The sequence below is a fragment of the Devosia sp. genome (assembly GCF_036676215.1).
Taxonomy (GTDB): domain Bacteria; phylum Pseudomonadota; class Alphaproteobacteria; order Rhizobiales; family Devosiaceae; genus Devosia.
On record NZ_JAKFDJ010000068.1, the window covers coordinates 12,955 to 28,685 of the forward strand.

General features: G+C 63.3%; 11 protein-coding genes and 1 tRNA gene. 2 read left to right on the top strand and 10 right to left on the bottom strand.

Features of this window, described 5'->3' with window-relative positions; translation table 11 throughout:
• The first annotated feature begins 15 nt into the window (after nucleotides 1–15).
• Nucleotides 16–795 carry an exodeoxyribonuclease III gene (xth, locus tag V6M52_RS06610; RefSeq protein ID WP_332692993.1) on the top strand — a complete coding sequence of 260 codons (780 nt, stop codon included), beginning with the start codon at nucleotides 16–18 and terminating at the stop codon, nucleotides 793–795.
• On the opposite strand, the gene V6M52_RS06615 is transcribed toward xth, so the two are convergent.
• Nucleotides 792–1,601 carry a tetratricopeptide repeat protein gene (locus V6M52_RS06615; RefSeq protein ID WP_332692996.1) on the bottom strand — a complete coding sequence of 270 codons (810 nt, stop codon included), beginning with the start codon at nucleotides 1,599–1,601 and terminating at the stop codon, nucleotides 792–794. The two genes, xth and V6M52_RS06615, sit on opposite strands and share 4 nt — an antisense overlap.
• A 675-nt stretch (nucleotides 1,602–2,276) precedes the next feature.
• Here V6M52_RS06615 and V6M52_RS06620 point away from each other — a divergent pair.
• On the top strand, nucleotides 2,277–4,127 hold the full coding sequence (locus V6M52_RS06620) for an ABC transporter ATP-binding protein (protein WP_332700483.1): 1,851 nt from the start codon (nucleotides 2,277–2,279) through the stop codon (nucleotides 4,125–4,127).
• 16 nt (nucleotides 4,128–4,143) lie between these two features.
• Here the strand turns inward: V6M52_RS06620 and V6M52_RS06625 are convergent, their stop codons facing one another.
• The 9 genes from V6M52_RS06625 to V6M52_RS06665 form a co-directional block, all read right to left on the bottom strand.
• Nucleotides 4,144–5,151, bottom strand: coding sequence for a CorA family divalent cation transporter (locus V6M52_RS06625; protein WP_332693002.1), 1,008 nt, complete (start codon nucleotides 5,149–5,151; stop codon nucleotides 4,144–4,146).
• A gap of 25 nt (nucleotides 5,152–5,176) precedes the next feature.
• Nucleotides 5,177–7,936 carry a valine--tRNA ligase gene (locus V6M52_RS06630; RefSeq protein WP_332700484.1) on the bottom strand — a complete coding sequence of 920 codons (2,760 nt, stop codon included), beginning with the start codon at nucleotides 7,934–7,936 and terminating at the stop codon, nucleotides 5,177–5,179.
• 555 nt (nucleotides 7,937–8,491) lie between these two features.
• Nucleotides 8,492–9,217 (bottom strand): PopZ family protein, encoded by a 726-nt coding sequence (locus tag V6M52_RS06635; RefSeq protein ID WP_332686073.1) that lies wholly within the window; start codon nucleotides 9,215–9,217, stop codon nucleotides 8,492–8,494.
• Between the two features lie 194 nt (nucleotides 9,218–9,411).
• On the bottom strand, nucleotides 9,412–10,791 hold the full coding sequence (locus V6M52_RS06640) for a TolC family outer membrane protein (protein WP_332686071.1): 1,380 nt from the start codon (nucleotides 10,789–10,791) through the stop codon (nucleotides 9,412–9,414).
• Nucleotides 10,792–10,925: 134 nt separating this feature from the next.
• Complete coding sequence (locus tag V6M52_RS06645; protein ID WP_332700485.1) at nucleotides 10,926–11,582, bottom strand: protein-L-isoaspartate O-methyltransferase family protein; 657 nt, start codon at nucleotides 11,580–11,582, stop codon at nucleotides 10,926–10,928.
• 326 nt (nucleotides 11,583–11,908) lie between these two features.
• Nucleotides 11,909–11,982, bottom strand: a tRNA-Cys gene (locus tag V6M52_RS06650).
• 144 nt (nucleotides 11,983–12,126) lie between these two features.
• Nucleotides 12,127–14,196, bottom strand: a complete 2,070-nt coding sequence (locus V6M52_RS06655; RefSeq protein ID WP_332700486.1) for an ATP-dependent helicase — start codon at nucleotides 14,194–14,196, stop codon at nucleotides 12,127–12,129.
• Nucleotides 14,197–14,281: 85 nt separating this feature from the next.
• The gene (locus tag V6M52_RS06660; RefSeq protein WP_332700487.1) at nucleotides 14,282–14,899 is read right to left on the bottom strand and encodes a hypothetical protein; all 618 of its coding nucleotides are present in this window, start codon (nucleotides 14,897–14,899) and stop codon (nucleotides 14,282–14,284) included.
• 223 nt (nucleotides 14,900–15,122) lie between these two features.
• On the bottom strand, nucleotides 15,123–15,578 hold the full coding sequence (locus tag V6M52_RS06665; protein ID WP_332700488.1) for a hypothetical protein: 456 nt from the start codon (nucleotides 15,576–15,578) through the stop codon (nucleotides 15,123–15,125).
• Nucleotides 15,579–15,731: the final 153 nt, after the last annotated feature.

Below are 15,731 nucleotides of genomic sequence, written 5' to 3' on the forward strand. Positions count from 1 at the left end.
TTTACGGAGGCGTTCATGCGCATCGCGACCTGGAACATTGCCGGCGTCAAAGCCCGAATCGAACCGCTGCTGAAATGGCTGAGCGAAGAAAAGCCGGATATCGTGGTGCTGCAGGAGATCAAGACGGTCGACGAGGGTTTCCCGCGGCTTGAGATCGAGGCGCTGGGCTATAATGTGGAAACGCATGGGCAGAAGAGCTGGAATGGCGTCGCGATCCTGTCGCTCCTACCCTTCGATGAAGTCACACGCGGCCTGCCCGGCGATGACAGCGATGAGCAGGCGCGGCTGATCGAGGCCGTGTTTTCGGTCGAGACGGGCGCCATTCGGGTGTGCGGCATCTACCTGCCCAATGGCAATCCGGTCGATAGTGAGAAATTCCCCTACAAGCTGGCGTGGATGCGGCGGCTGGAGACCTATGTCGCAGGCCGGCTGGCGCTGGAGGAGCCCTTTGTCCTGCTTGGCGACTTCAACATCATTCCGGCCCCCATCGATGCGCATGATCCGCAGGCGTGGTGGGGCGACGCGCTCTATCGTCCCGAAAGCCAGGAACGCTGGCGCACCCTGGTCAATCTGGGGCTGACGGATGCGCTGCGGGCGATCACATCGGAGCCGGCCTATACGTTCTGGGACTTCCAGGCGGGGGCCTGGCGGCGCAATGCCGGCATTCGCATCGATCATCTGCTGCTGTCGCCACAGGCGGCCGATCGGCTTGAAGATGTCACCGTGCACAAGGACGTGCGCGGCTGGGACAAGCCGAGCGACCATGTGCCAGTCGAGGGACGGTTTACCTTCTAGAAGGCAGCGAACTGGGGCGCGACGCTTTCGGCCAGGGCAAAGGCTTCCGTGCGCTGCTCGGGCGCAGCAACCGAGACCGCACGGTTGAGCAATTCACCTATCCAGGCGGCGTCACCAGTGGCAGCGCAGCGCTGCTGGGCGATGACCAGCCACATCAGACCCTCGACGGGCTGGGCCTCAATGCCCTCAACACCGTTAAACAGCAGGTCCCCGAGCTGGGCCTGGGCCGGGCAATGGCCCTTGCGGGCAGCGAGCGAAAACCAGCGGGCGCTCTGCAGCGGGTTCACGCCCATGTCGCTCTCGCTCATATAGAGCAGGCCAACACGGTATTGCGCGTCAGCATCGCCAAAATAGGTGGCGGCATGCAGCAAGAGGGCGTGTGAGCGATCGGCGTCGGCGGGAATGCCGGCATCGGGCAGACCCTCGCGGTAATAGTCGCCGACCTTGACGAAAGACTGCGCCACTATATCGGCCTCAACGCCCTTTGGGGCTGTGTCAGCATGCTGATTGGCGATCTGGGCGAAATAGCCGAAGGCCTTGACGGGGTCCCGGTCCACGCCCTCGCCGTTCTCATACATCGTCCCCAGTTGCCACATGGCCATTGGCTGGCCCGCTTCAGCAGCGTCTTCCAGCGCTGCGAGCAAGTCATCGCCCGACACACCACCACCTGCCCCGTCGAGCATGTTGGCCATGTTGAGCGCGGCATCTGCTGCCGTCTGGGCGTGCACAGGCAGAACCGACGCCATCAGGGCGAAGAGTGCTGCCGTTGTCACGGAAATCAGGGAGTGGTCCCTAATGGTCCGCATCGTACTCCTTTATGCCCGCAGGGCAGCGGGCCAACTTGCCTCTCGGACCCGGTTATCCGGGTTCCGTAACGGCGCGCCGATATGATCGGCAGCACCTGCGATTGCCTTGTCCGATCTGCTTGCCGCGAGTGCGAAAGCCGGACGTTAAGGAACCAGTAACCTCCGTTTGTGACCGCATTCAGCCGGGGCCATCACAAGATGGCGTTCCGGGAAATTTGCCAAGCCGAGCCGCATTCGCGGCCAGCCGACAGTCGAACGAATCCGTCGTCGTTTTCCTCCAGGCCCGGCCAAACCCGTGCGGCGCCTGCTCTTGGGAGCCTTAGCGCACCTGTCTGACCGACAGCTTCGGTATCCGAGGTGGAAAACAGCAAGCGCGCGGACCTTTGCCACGATGCCTGCAGGCCATCCGCCCCCGAATGCCTATGCCGTCTCGTTTAGGGTGAGATTGTGGCGACAAACATCGCCAAATCGTTGCCACGAAGCTCTCGCAAATCGATTCACGAACGCTGTTGCGGAATCGACACAAAAATGGCGGCAGGGAGCCCGGTTCGGCGCGCCGGCTTGTGCGGCATCGGCTCAGGCGCCTAGTATCACCAGACCGCGAACCGAGGAGCGCATCGATGAAAACCATGTCCATCGCGAAAGGTAACAAACTTCAACAGGACATGATCATTCATGCATTCTCGAAATCCGTGGCCGGAGCAGCGCAGCGACGCAGGCCGTAGTCACCTCTTTTCAAAACTCCTCGCAAGACTGCTGAGCGGCCGGAATGGCGATCCCGGTCGAACGCTTGCCCGTGCACGCAAGTTCATCGGCTATTACAGGCCCTATGTGCCGCTGCTGCTGGCGGACCTTGCCTGTGCCGTGCTGGTGGCGGCCAGTGCCATAGCCCTGCCCCTCTGCGCCAGCTACATCACCACAAGCCTGCCCGCTCTGGCCGAGGCTGACGACGCGCTCCTGCAAATCCTGAGCATTGGCGGGATCATGCTGGGCGTGTTCCTGGTGCAGTCGCTGGCGACCTATTTCGTCGACTATCAGGGGCACGTCATGGGCGCGCGCATCGAAGCAGATGTGCGTCAGGAGCTGTTCGAACACTGCCAGAAGCTCAGCTTCGGCTTTTATGACCGGCAGCGCGTCGGCCAGTTGATGAGCCGGATCAGCAATGACTCGCTGTGGCTGGGCGAATTGTTCCACCATGGTCCCGAAGACATTGCCATCAGCCTGCTTAAATTCGGCGGAGCCATGGCGGTGCTGACCATCATCGATCCGGCGCTGGCGGGGCTCATCGCCCTGCTGGTGCCGTTTGCCATCGCCTATGCTCGGCATTTCAACGGCAAGATGAATGTGGCGCTGCGCTCCAGCAAGGAGCGCATCGCGGCCGTCAACGAACGGGTGGAGGACGCGCTGGGCGGGGTCCGGGTCGTGCAGTCCTTTGCCAATGAGGCGGTGGAACTCCGTCGCTTCGAGGCCGAGAACCGGCGCTTTTTCGAGAGCCGTCGGGATGGCTATCGCAGCGAGGCCTTGCTGTGGGTGGGCATGGATGGCTTTGCGCAACTGGTGACGATCATGGTGATCGTGGCAGGTGCCATCCGCATCCTGACCGCCGACCTCACCGTGGCGGACATGCTCACCTTCCTGCTTTGTGTCGGCGTGCTGGTGGATCCGGTCCGGCGGCTGGATAACTTCATCCGCCTCTGGCAAGAAGGGGCGACGGGGTTCGTGCGGGCCATGGAGCTGCTGGAGGAGGAGCCCGACATTGCCGACCGGCCGGGCGCCGTGGATATCGGCAAGGTGGATGGTGCGATCAGCTTTCGTGACGTGAGCTTCGGTTATGGCGAGGGTCATGAGCCGGTATTCAACCGGCTGTCGTTCGACATTGCGCCGGGTGAGTTCGTGGCGCTGGTGGGACCATCGGGGGTGGGCAAGAGCACGCTTTGTGCGCTTATCCCGCGCTTTTACGACGTCACCTCAGGCGCAATTACGATCGATGGCAAGGACGTCCGCGGCGTGACGCTGGGGTCTTTGCGGCGCAGCGTGGGCGTGGTGCAGCAGGATGTGTATCTGTTCAGCGGTACCGTGGAAGAAAACCTGCGCTATGGGAGACCGGATGCCAGCCATGATGACCTCATTGCTGCAGCCAGGGCTGCCAATGCGCATGATTTTATCATGGCCCTGCCGGACGGGTACAAGTCGAATATCGGGCAACGCGGCGTGAAGCTGTCCGGCGGACAGAAGCAGCGGCTGACCATTGCCCGCGCCTTTCTCAAGGACCCGGCGGTGCTGATCTTCGACGAGGCGACCAGTGCCCTCGACAATGAGAGCGAGCGGTCCGTGCAGCAGGCACTGCTGAGCCTGGCCAAGGGCCGGACCACCATCGTCATCGCGCATCGGCTCTCAACCGTGCGCCATGCCGACCGCATCCTGGTGCTCACCGCCGACGGCATCGGCGAGGAAGGCACCCATGACGCGCTGATGGCGGCCGACGGGCTCTATGCCGGATTGCACAGAGTGTCGGCGAGCATCTAGAGCCCTGCGGCCGCCGCTAGAGCCAGCGGCGGCCGCGCATCCACCAGATGATGCCGAGTGAGAGCAGGAAGAGCGCGGCGCAGACCGTCCAGAAGGCATGCGGATCGTCAGCAAAGGGAATTCCGGCGACATTCATGCCCAGGGCCCCGGTCAGCAGGGTCAGCGGCATGAACACCACAGTCACCGCGGCCAGGATCAGCATGGTTCGGTTCATCTGCTCGGCCCGGGCGTCGATGATCTGCTCGTGGACCAGCACGGCTCGTTCGGACAGCGACTGCAACTCGTCGCCGAGGCGTGCCGAGCGGGCCGAAGCTTCGCGCAGGCGCAGGCGGTCGCGGGTGGTAAAATGAGAAAGATCTTCAATCTCGAGCGTATTGAGCACATCGCGCTGAGGCCAGACGAGGCGGCGGAAGCTGATAAGCGTCCGCCGCAGGTGGCTGAGCTTGCCCTGCACACGCGAGGTGTTCTGGACGATGAGCGATTCCTCAATCTCATCCAGCCGGTCGCCCAGGCGTTCGACCAGCGGCTCGAGCCGGTCCGCGGCGCGCAGGCCCAGCCGGGCTACCAGATCGGCAGGAGACATCGGCGCATGGTGGGAGCTTTCCCATTTGGCGAGGCCGAGAAAATCGAGAATGTTGAGTTCGGACGCGATGATGACGCGGCCCTTTTCGATCCAGAGCGCCAGCAATTGCCGGCCAATATCCTCGGGCTCTGCACCGGGACGGGCGACGCGCAGCACGATCATGGCCTTGTCATCGATCACGGTGCAGCGCGAGCGCGTGCTGGGGACGGTCAGCAGGTCGGCATTGAAGACGCCGAGTTCGGCCTTGAGCCAGACCTTGAACTCCGGCGACTTGGAATTGCCGCAGACCAGCTTGAAGCCGCGGGCCGGCACGGCGGGCTTTTCGCTGTCGGGCTCATGACGGACGACACCGCCCTTGCCGTCGAAAACAAGCACCGCGCCAACGCCGACCATGCCGTTTTGGATGGCACGGGCCGGCGGTTCGCGCGGGATGTCGTCCATTGGTGCGGCCTCATCCATCAGCAGACTAGCTCAAACGCTTGAGCGCTTCGAGGATGTGATGACGCCGTTCGATGGCAGCTTCACGACGGGCCTTCTGCTCCTCGATCACCTCTTCGGGCGCCTTGGCGACGAATTGCTCGTTGCCGAGCTTCTTGTCGATCTGGGAGACTTCTGCGTCGAGCTTGGTCACTTCCTTTTCGAGGCGGACCTTTTCAGCGGCGATGTCGATGACACCAGCCAGCGGCAGGGCCCAGGTGGCTTCGCCGACAACGAACTGGGCGGATTCGCCCGGGACGGTGGTTTGCGGTGAGATTTCCTCGAGGCGGGCAAGGCGCGTGATCAGCGAGGTGCCGGCGACGAGGCGGCGCAGGGTGGTGTCCCCTGCCCCGACCACCACGATCGGCAGCTTGGCGCCGGCCGGCACATTCATCTCGCTGCGGACGGAGCGGACATTGGTGATGACGTCGATGAGCCAGGTGAGCTCGGCATCGGCTTCCGGGTCTTCGAGGCCGCCGAGATCGGGCCATTCGGTCAGGATCAGCATGTTCTGGCGCGGGGCGCCGAACTTGCCGGTCTCGGCCCACAGCTCTTCGGTAACGAAGGGCATGAAGGGATGCAGGATTGTGAGGATTTGATCCAGCGCCCAGGCGGCGGTGGCACGGGTCTCGGCCTTGGCCGCTTCATCCTCGCCCATCAGCACGGGCTTGGCGAATTCGACATACCAGTCACAGAAGGTGCCCCAGACGAAGTCATAGGCGCTGTTGGCAGCTTCGTTGAACTTGTAATCCACAATGCCCTGGGTGACGGCGGCAGCGCCGCGCGCGGTGGCACCGACGATCCAGCGATTGAGCGGGAGCTTGTTGGCGCGAGGATCATAGCCCTCGACGCGACGGCACTCGTTCATTTCGAGGAAGCGGGCGGCATTCCAGATCTTGGTGACGAAGTTGCGGTAGCCCTCGACGCGCTGCAGCGACAGCTTGAGATCGCGCCCCTGTGCGGCCATGGCGGCGAGGGTGAAGCGGGTGGCGTCGGCGCCGTATTGATCGATGAGTTCGAGCGGGTCGATGACATTGCCCTTGGTCTTGCTCATCTTCTGGCCCTTCTCGTCGCGGACCAAAGCATGCATGTAGACCGTGTGGAACGGCTCTTCATGCAGGAATTCAAGACCCATCATCATCATCCTGGCAACCCAGAAGAAAATGATGTCGAAGCCGGTGACCAAAACGTCGGTCGGGTAGTAGCGGCGCAGCTCGGCGGTATCGTCCGGCCAGCCGAGCGTGGAGAAGGGCCAGAGGGCGGAGGAGAACCAGGTATCGAGGACGTCTTCGTCGCGCTTGATGGCGGTCGGCGCACCATAATGGGCGTCGGCCTGGGCCTGCGCTTCGGCTTCGCTGTAGGCGACGAAGGCATGGTTATCCGGGCCGTACCAGGCCGGAATCTGATGACCCCACCAGAGCTGGCGGGAAATGCACCACGGCTTGATGTTCTCAAGCCAGGCAAAATAGGTGTTTTCGTATTGCTGCGGCACGAACTTAGTGCGGCCTTCGCGCACGGCGGCGAGCGCCGGCTGGGCGAGCACGTCGGCCTTGACCCACCATTGGTCGGTGAGGAAGGGCTCGATGACGACGAGCTTGGACTTCTCATCATGGGGGACCATGATCTTCTTGTCTTCGATATGGTCGAGGCCACGGGTGGGTTCGGCTTCGGCAAGCGCGGTCAGGTCGGCGACGATGGCCTTGCGGGCAACGAAACGATCGAGGCCACGATATGCGGCCGGGATGAAGTCAGCCGAAATGATCGAGCCGCCCGTGGTGAAGACGTTGATCTGTTCGAGATTGTTGCGGACGCCGACCTCGAAGTCGTTGAAATCGTGCGCAGGGGTGACCTTGACCGCACCGGTGCCGAGCGCCGGATCGGCATATTCGTCGGCGACGATGGGAATGCGGCGACCGACCAGCGGCAGTTCGACGAACTTGCCGACCAGCGAGGCGTAGCGCTCGTCGGTGGGGTGAACGGCAACGCCGCTATCGCCGAGCATGGTCTCGGGGCGGGTGGTAGCGACGATGATGTAGTCGCGGGTTTCCCACTCGGTGGGCTTGCCCTCTTCGTCGTGCGCGATCGGGAACTGATAGGTGACGCCATCGGCCAGCGGATAGCGCAGGTGCCACATATGGCCCTTGACCTCGATATTCTCGACTTCGAGATCGGAAATGGCGGTTTCGAGGCCCGGATGCCAGTTGACCAGGCGCTTGGCGCGATAGATCAGTCCGCGCTGGTGCAGCTCGACGAAGACCTTGGTGACGGCGCGGACCATCTGGTCGTCGGCGACGCCGTTTTCGCCCATGGTGAAGCGTTCGCGGGAGAAATCAGCCGAAGCGCCGAGGCGCTTGAGCTGGTTCATAATGGTGCCGCCGCTTTCGGCCTTCCACTCCCAGATGCGCTCGACGAACTTCTCGCGGCCCATGTCGCGGCGACCGGGCTGCTGGCGTTCCATCAGCTGGCGCTCGACGATCATCTGGGTGGCAATGCCGGCATGGTCGGTGCCGGGCTGCCAGAGCACGTCCTTTTTCAGCATGCGGTTGAAGCGGACGAGGATGTCCTGGATCGTGTTGTTCAGCGCGTGGCCGATATGGAGCGAGCCGGTGACGTTGGGCGGCGGGATGACGATGGTGAAGGTCTCGGCGCCGGGCGCGGCACCGGCCCCGGCGGCAAAGGCGTTGGCCTTGAGCCAATCGGCATAGACGCGGTTTTCGACCGCGCCGGGCTCATAGGACTTTTCAAGCATTGGTCACTCGCAACAGCAGCGACCCGCCGAGGCGGAAATTCTCGTTTGAGAAAGACCTGGCGGGCCGGACAAACAGGTTGGGCAGACTTCAATCAAATGCCGGCTACGGGGTCAACTGGAAGTGCGCATGGCTGACCTCCGGCCGGCGGAAACCGGTCGGTTGGAATGGATGGACGGACCCCGAGGCGGCTTTCGCCTCTGGTAATTTATAAATGAGACGATAGTCGCCTCGGGGTGCCGGGATTTGTGGCGCGCAGACTCTGGCCGGGCCTCGCCCGACACTTCCGCTTGCCCGAGCAGGAGCACGACCCCCCTCCCCCCCGACTGTCGCCGCGCCATTGGCCGTGCACGCCGTCTCCGCGCAGCAATGGGAGCAGTATAGCTCGGCGCCAAAGCGCGGGGATACGTTGGTGTCAGGCGCGGATAGACCAGCGAGAGTGGAGCCTTAGCCCCTCCCCTCAAGGGGGAAGGAGACGACTGAGAAACCTCTGCCGCCAATGCAAAACGGCCCCCGGAGTGGATCCGAGGGCCGTTGAAAACTTAAGTCCGGAAGAACTATTCGCCGCGGGAGACGCGGGCGATTTCCTTTTCCACCATGCGCTCGACGACTGCCGGCAGGTTTTCGTCCAGCCATTCCTTGAGCATGGGGCGCAGCATATCGCGCATCAGCGACTCGATGGTGGCGCCGGCATTGCCGAGGCCGAGGCCATTGAGCTTGGTGATCGAGCTGCGCACGGCGGCCTGGGTGGCCGGTTCGAGCAACTGGTCCGCCATGTCGCTCGACAGTGTCGGGTCGGGCAGCGGCGCCGCCTGGGCGATGGGGGCACGGGCACGCGGGGCGGGAGCAGGTTCCGGCTCAGGCTCGGGCTGAAAGCGCGCCATGGCCATGGGCGGCGGATCGAAAGCGGGCAGATCGTCTTCCGGCTCGCTCACGTCGAAAGTGATGTCTTCGGGATCCACCAGCTGCGGCGCGGCAGCAACGGGTTCTTCATCGACAGCGGTATCGGCGAGAATGGAGTCGAAGCTGAAACCGCCGACATCGTCGTCACCCTCGACGATCTGGGCGGCGGAAAGGGCCAGCGGCTCGATATCGTCGAGCATGTCACTGAGGTCGCGATCCAGCGAGTCCGCCGGACGCGCGGGCGTCGCCTGCATGGGCGGGGGCGCGGCCTGAATGCTGGGCCGCCGCGGCACTCCGGCGGCATCGTCGTCGGCGATAATCTGCCGGATCGACGACAGGATCTCGTCCATCGAGGGTTCTTTGGGTGCCGGCTTGTTCATAGGTGCCTCTTACTCGTGCGCGCCCGAACCAGCCTGCAGCCTCCGCCAATTGCGACTGACCTGATTCGTTACCAACACCTTAGCGCCAGCGGCCGCAATTAGGAATCGCCAAGCAAGCCGCAAAGCCTTCTTCCACTAAAACTTGTGGCCGGGCATTGCCCGGCCACCAGAACTGGATTGCGTTGCTGGCAAAACTACTCGGCGACGGTGCGCAATTCCTGCCAGACGTCTTCGACGGCCTGATTGTAGCGCACGGCGGACTTGACCTCGACCCCCAGGCCCAGATCAGTCGCGGTGAGGCGCCCCATGGCCGAGAGCAGCGAGAAGGTGGCGATCACCTTGTTGGTCGAGGCATTGATCAGCCCCTCGCGGGCAGTGGTCAGCTCGGCCTGGGAATTGAGCACGTCGAGCGTGGTGCGGGTGCCGAGGTCGCGCTCCTGGATCACGCCATCGAGGACAGTGCGACCGGCCGAAACCGCCGAGTTGGCTGCGGAAATCTGTGCGTCGGCGCTTTGCATGCCGGCCCAGGCGGAAATCACCGCCTCGCGAATCTGGTCATAGGCGGACATGGCATCCACCTCCGACTTGATCTGTTCGATATTGGCCTTGCGCACACTGGCGCCCATGGCGCCGCCGGAATAGAGCGGCACGGAAATGGTGAAGCCCAGCTTGCCGCTGAGGCCCTGCGCACCACCGGGATTGCTGAAGGCGGTGCCTATGGAGCCACTGACCGACGCCGAGGGGCCGAAAGCAGCCTGGGCTGCATCGGTGCCGGCCTGGGCGGCGCGGATGGCGGCCTTGGAAAGCAGGATGGCCGGATGGCCGACTTCCGCCTCGGAAATGGCGGCCTGCAGGCTGCTGGGCACGAGACGCCCATAATTGTGCGAGCTGTCGAGGTTCTGCGGCGGCGCGCCGACATAGCGCTGGAAGGTTGCCTGGCTGATTTCGAGGCTGCTCACGGCAGCGCGATAGGTGGCCTGGCCCTGGGCAAGGCGCGCTTCAGCCTGAGCGACGTCGATGCGGGTGCCCTCGCCCACATCGAGCCGGTCCTGTGCCGATTGCAGCTGCGCCTGGAAGAAGTTCACGTTCTCCTGCCGCAGGGCTACCAGCTGGCGGCCGCTCAGCACCGACATATAGGCCTGGACGACGGCGAGCAGCACGTTCTGCTCGGTATTGCGAATCTGGTGCTCGGCAGCCTCGGCTCCGGCGCGCGCCGCTTCGATCTGCGCATCGGTCTTGTGGTTGTCGTAAATGGTCTGATCGTAGGAGAGGCCTGCCGTATAGAGCTGGCTATCGGCGAAGGCACCCGACGGATTGCCGGTCGTGGCCTGTCCGGCCGACCAGCTATAGGTTCCGCCGACGGCCGCGCCTATCCTGGGACGCATGCCGGCATTGGCCAGCGCGATATTTTCCGCCGAGGCCTTTGCCTCAAGCAAGGCGGCCTGCAGCTCCGGCGCGTGATCGTAGGCAATGGTCAAGGCCTGGGTGATGGACTGTGCCTGCGCGCCGCCCACCGTGGTAGCAGCCAGACCCAGAGCCAGTACGCTGGCGACCAAATTCACGCGAAAGTCCATTGCCTGACTCCAAACCCCGAAACCTTATGCACGGCAAATGGGGGACACAACCTGCCGCAGCAATCCCTATGGGACTTTAATGTTCGATTCGCACGGCCAAGTGCCCATCCTGCAACACAGGCCGCAACATACTATTAAAAGACAAATTCTTCATGACCTGCCTTGGCGTGAAGCGGCGGCAGGAAGGCATCGAACTCGGCACGCGCGGTGAATTTGCCACCTGCCTTGACGAAGACATGGGCCGTGCCGACCGCGTCGGTCTGCAAGAGCGCGACAAGGCGGCCGCCATCCTTCAATGCGGCGATAAAACTGTCGGGCACATTATCCAGCGTACCTTGCGCCAACATTACGTCGAAGCGTTCGGCACCGAACTGGACGATGTCACCCGAGACCACGCTCGCATTGGGTATATCAAGGGCCGCGAGGTTGATGGCCGCTGCCGCGGCAAGCGCTGCGTCCTGTTCGAGGCCGATGACCGAGGCGGCCAGACCGGCGATGATGGCGGTTGCGTAGCCCGTGCCGGCCCCGATATCGAGTACCGCGTCCTGAGCGGTGATCTCGGCGAGATGCAGCAGCCTGGCCAGCGTGGCGGGCGCGGGCATGAAGCGGCTGGCGCCGGGCTTACCGAACCAGTGGATGTCATCGACATAGGCCAGGGCGCGACGCGCTTCCGGCACGAAAATTTCGCGGGGCACCAGGCGCATACGGGACAGCAGGCGCGTTTCGGTGACGCCACCGGCGCGCAGCTGATTGTCGATCATCACCTGCCGCGCGCGATCGAAATCGACCATCAGTCCAAACCTGCCCTAGCCACGACCATATGCTGGACGTGAATATCCGCCGCGTGGCGGGCTGGCAAGCGGGCATGGCATGCGCCGGACAAAAAGGGGTGCATGGCACCCATGCGAACCCTGGCGATGTGCATCAGCCGGGGTCCTTCATTGGGAGTATTGGAGGTCGCAGGGGCAATCATTGACGCCGGCCAGTTCGCCTGGCTCCCGGAAGCAGGGTCACGCGGCAAGGGGGCGCCTTCGAAGCGATTGAAGGCGAGCGCCAGGCACAGGGGCAACTACCCGGCAGCCCTGCCCTCACCGCTAAAACTATGTAGGGGAAATGTTGGAGGCCACGTCCGGAATTGAACCGGAGTACGCGGATTTGCAATCCGCTGCGTAACCACTCCGCCACGTGGCCTCACGTCCGCTGTAACTATTGGACGGCAATCCCTTATGCAAGAGCCTGGCTAACGGACGGTGAATTTTTGAGCAGCTCGCTGCCCCGCGCGCGCAGAATTCTGAAATCTATGCGGGTAATCGCAAGGTCGATCGCTCCAGCCCGCTACTTGCTCCACATGCCGCGCATTTGCGCTGTGATATCCATGCGGGCGGGGGCTGGCGACAGACCCTCGATATAGGCCGGCGTCACCGGGGGCCACAAAATGTCCTCGAAGAGCGGCACCATGGTCCGCGGAATGAAGCGAGTGCGCTGGGCATAGAGATGGCGGTCGCCATGCCGAGCCTGCTGGGTGACGAAAAAGCGCTGTGGCACGATGAGATTGAGCTCGTCGCGCGCCCTTGTCATCGCCACATGGAGCAGGCGCCGCTCTTCCTCCAGCTCATGGGTCGTACCCGTGCCCAGATCGGATGGAATGCAGCCATCCACGACGTTTAGCACATGCACCGCCTTCCACTCTTGCCCCTTGGCCGAATGGATGGTTGAGAGGATGAGATAGTCCTCGTCGAGCAGCGGCATACCGGATTGGTCGCTGGTCGCATCGGGCGGGTCCAGCGTCAGCTCGGTGAGAAACCGTTCGCGGCTGGGATAGCCCGCCGCGATCTGTTCGAGCTGCAGGATGTCGGCGAGCCGCACCTGGGCGTCCTCATAGGCCTGCTCCATCAGCGGCTCATACCACAGACGCGCATAGCCCAGTTCCACCGGCCAGCCCGCCTCGCGCCGCGCCAGCCGCCGAACCAGGTCCACCAGCCCGCTCCAGCCTTCCCCCGCCCGCTGCGGCGCCGGGATTTCGCCTAGCGTCCAGACGGGATCGGGCCCCGTCGCCATGGCATCGAGGATCTTGCCCGCCGAAGCCGGACCGACGCCCGGCAGCAATTGCAGCACGCGGAACCCCGCCACCCGGTCGCGCGGATTTTCCACCCAGCGCAGGATAGCCAGCAGATCCTTGATATGGGCGGCATCGAGAAACTTGAGCCCGCCGAACTTGACGAAGGGGATGTTGCGTCGCGTCAGCTCGATTTCCAGGGGCCCGGAATGGCTGGACGTGCGGAACAGCACCGCCTGGTTCTTGAGGGTCGTGCCGCCCTCGCGCGCCTCGAGGACCTTGTGAACCACATAGCGGGCCTGGTCTGCCTCGTCCCGCACCGTGACCAGCAGGGGCCTCGCATCGGACTGCCGCTCGGTCCACAGGTTCTTGGTGAAGCGTTCGCTCGCCAGATCGATCACCGCATTGGCCGCGGCCAGAATGGGTTGGGTCGAGCGATAATTTCGGTCGAGCGTGACGATATCGGCCGGTGGGGTGAAGGCGGCGGGAAAATCGAGGATGTTGCGCACCGTCGCCGCGCGGAACGAATAGATCGACTGCGCATCGTCGCCGACAACGGTCAGGCCCTGCCCGCCCGGTCGCAGCGCCAGCAGCACCGACGATTGCAGCTTGTTGGTATCCTGGTATTCGTCGACCAGCACATGGTCGAACCGCGCCGAGACTGCGGCGGCCACGCCCGCATTGGCCATCATGCCGGCCCAGTAGAGCAGCAGGTCGTCGTAATCGAGCACGTTCTGGCTCTGCTTGGCCGCCACATAGGCGCCGAACAGGGTCCGCAACTGTTCCGGCCACATGGCGCACCATGGAAAGACGGTCTTGAGCACCTCTTCCAGCTCATCCTGCGCATTGACCACGCGCGAATAGATGGCCAGGCACGTCCCCTTGGTGGGAAACCGGCTTTTGGCCTCGCTGAGACCCAGCTCATGCCGCACCAGGTTCATCAGATCGGCCGAATCCTCGCGGTCATGGATGGTGAAAGCCGGATCAAGCCCGATCTGGGTCGCATGCTCGCGCAGCAGCCGCGCGCCGATGCCATGGAAGGTGCCGGCCCAACTCAGCGCATCAGTGACGGCGCCAGAGGACGTGCCCAGGGCCTTGCCGGCAATGCGCTCGACGCGCCGGCTCATCTCGCTGGCGGCGCGGCGCGAGAATGTCATCAGCAGGATGCGGCGCGGATCGGCCCCGTTGACGATCAGATGCGCCACGCGATGGGCCAGCGTATTGGTCTTGCCCGACCCGGCCCCGGCGATCACCAGCAATGGCCCGGGCGCGGTCAGTCCGGCGCCATGCTCAACGGCGCGGCGCTGTTCGGGATTGAGGCTGTCGAGATAATGGGAACTGGGCCGCACGAATCGATCCGCTGAAGAGATGGCGCAACGGAACACGTTTCCCGTTTTGTTCGCAACAACCTCACGCGCCTTCCCGAGACGGCCGTCAATACTTGTACCGCAAGCCGACAACCACGGCATTCGACCCATCAAGAGGCGCAATGGTGCCAAACCCGCCGGACCGGTGATGTAGGCGGGCAAGCATCTCCATATTCGGCAGGGCCGCATGGGCAAACGAGAGCTCGGGGCCCAAGTAATAAAGAAGTGCCGCGTTAATTCCGAGCGCATCTGCCCGCACGGTCTCGGAACCAATGGTATCGGTCACGACCGAGAAGCCGGCGGTCAGGGCCGGGGTGATGCTGACGTCGCCAAGTCTGAAGATGTCAAACCGAGCGACGCCCCCGGCCCAGACCTCTGCGGAGCTCCGAACGCCCAGGCGCAACCCGAAACCCGCTTCAACGCCAAGCTTCATCCCACCATGGTGGGCGTAAAGCATGCGCTGATAGCCAGCGCCGATGAAACCGTTGCTCTCGTACTGGTTATCCCAAAATTCAAGCGTTCCGCTGAACTGTTCGGAGCTGAACGGCCCGGCCATCACGAACAGATTTTCGTCGTTGTCGTCGGTGAGAAGATCCTGAGCTTTGGTGGATGAGGGAATAACGAAGAGGCATATCATCAGCGCAATGCGAGCGAGACTACCTTGTCGGCCATTCGTCTTTTGCATCTTCTCGTTTATCCATTTGCGGAGCGCCTCCGCCTGGCCGAATCCACCAGACATTGATTTGTGAAGCTAGCTGGACTGCCCAACATTAGGCTAATCACTTTTGCGGCCTGGCCAAGGTCCCACTCTTGGCGTCATTGCTCGACAGATCGGTGTTCGGCCTGGCGCCCAAAAAAAACGGCCACCCGATATCGGGTGGCCGCAACGCGGGTGCCGGGTAGGTTACCTACGGCGCCATCTGGAATTCATTGGGGCCGTTGAAGTTTGGCTTGGGATTGTTGTTGGGTGCATCCTTGATGTCGTTGGGACCCTGGAAGCCACCACCCTTGCCGCCACCACCGCCGTTGCCGACAACGCCATTGCCGCCGGAATGCTCTGAGCTGGCGCCAGCCGTCAAAGTGCCGATGACACGGATGACGTCGATCTGGTTCTCAATGCCCGGCCAGCTGCAATCTGCCCGCGTCGCGGTGAAGAATTCGCAGGCCACAGGGACGGATGGCGTCTGGCAGGCGACAGAATTGCCGTCCTGGCTGAAGGCGCCGCCGTGGTGTTCGCAGCGATATTCGAAGCCCTCAAGCGAGCTGGTCATCAGGCGGGTGGCCGCCTGGGCAGGAGCTGCTGCGGCCGCAAGGCCGATGATTGCTGCTGCGAGAGTGATAGTCAGGGAAAAGGTCTTGGTCATTTGTCGTTCCTCATTGAGGCATCTTGCGATGCGCTGTTTCGATGGGGCGACCTATTAGCCAAGCCAAGTTCACGCCGGCGTGAACCCGTCGTTTATTCGCCGTTCATGTGAGATGGGCGCTCGGGTTGCCAAGGGGCGTGCGGGTTGCATCGG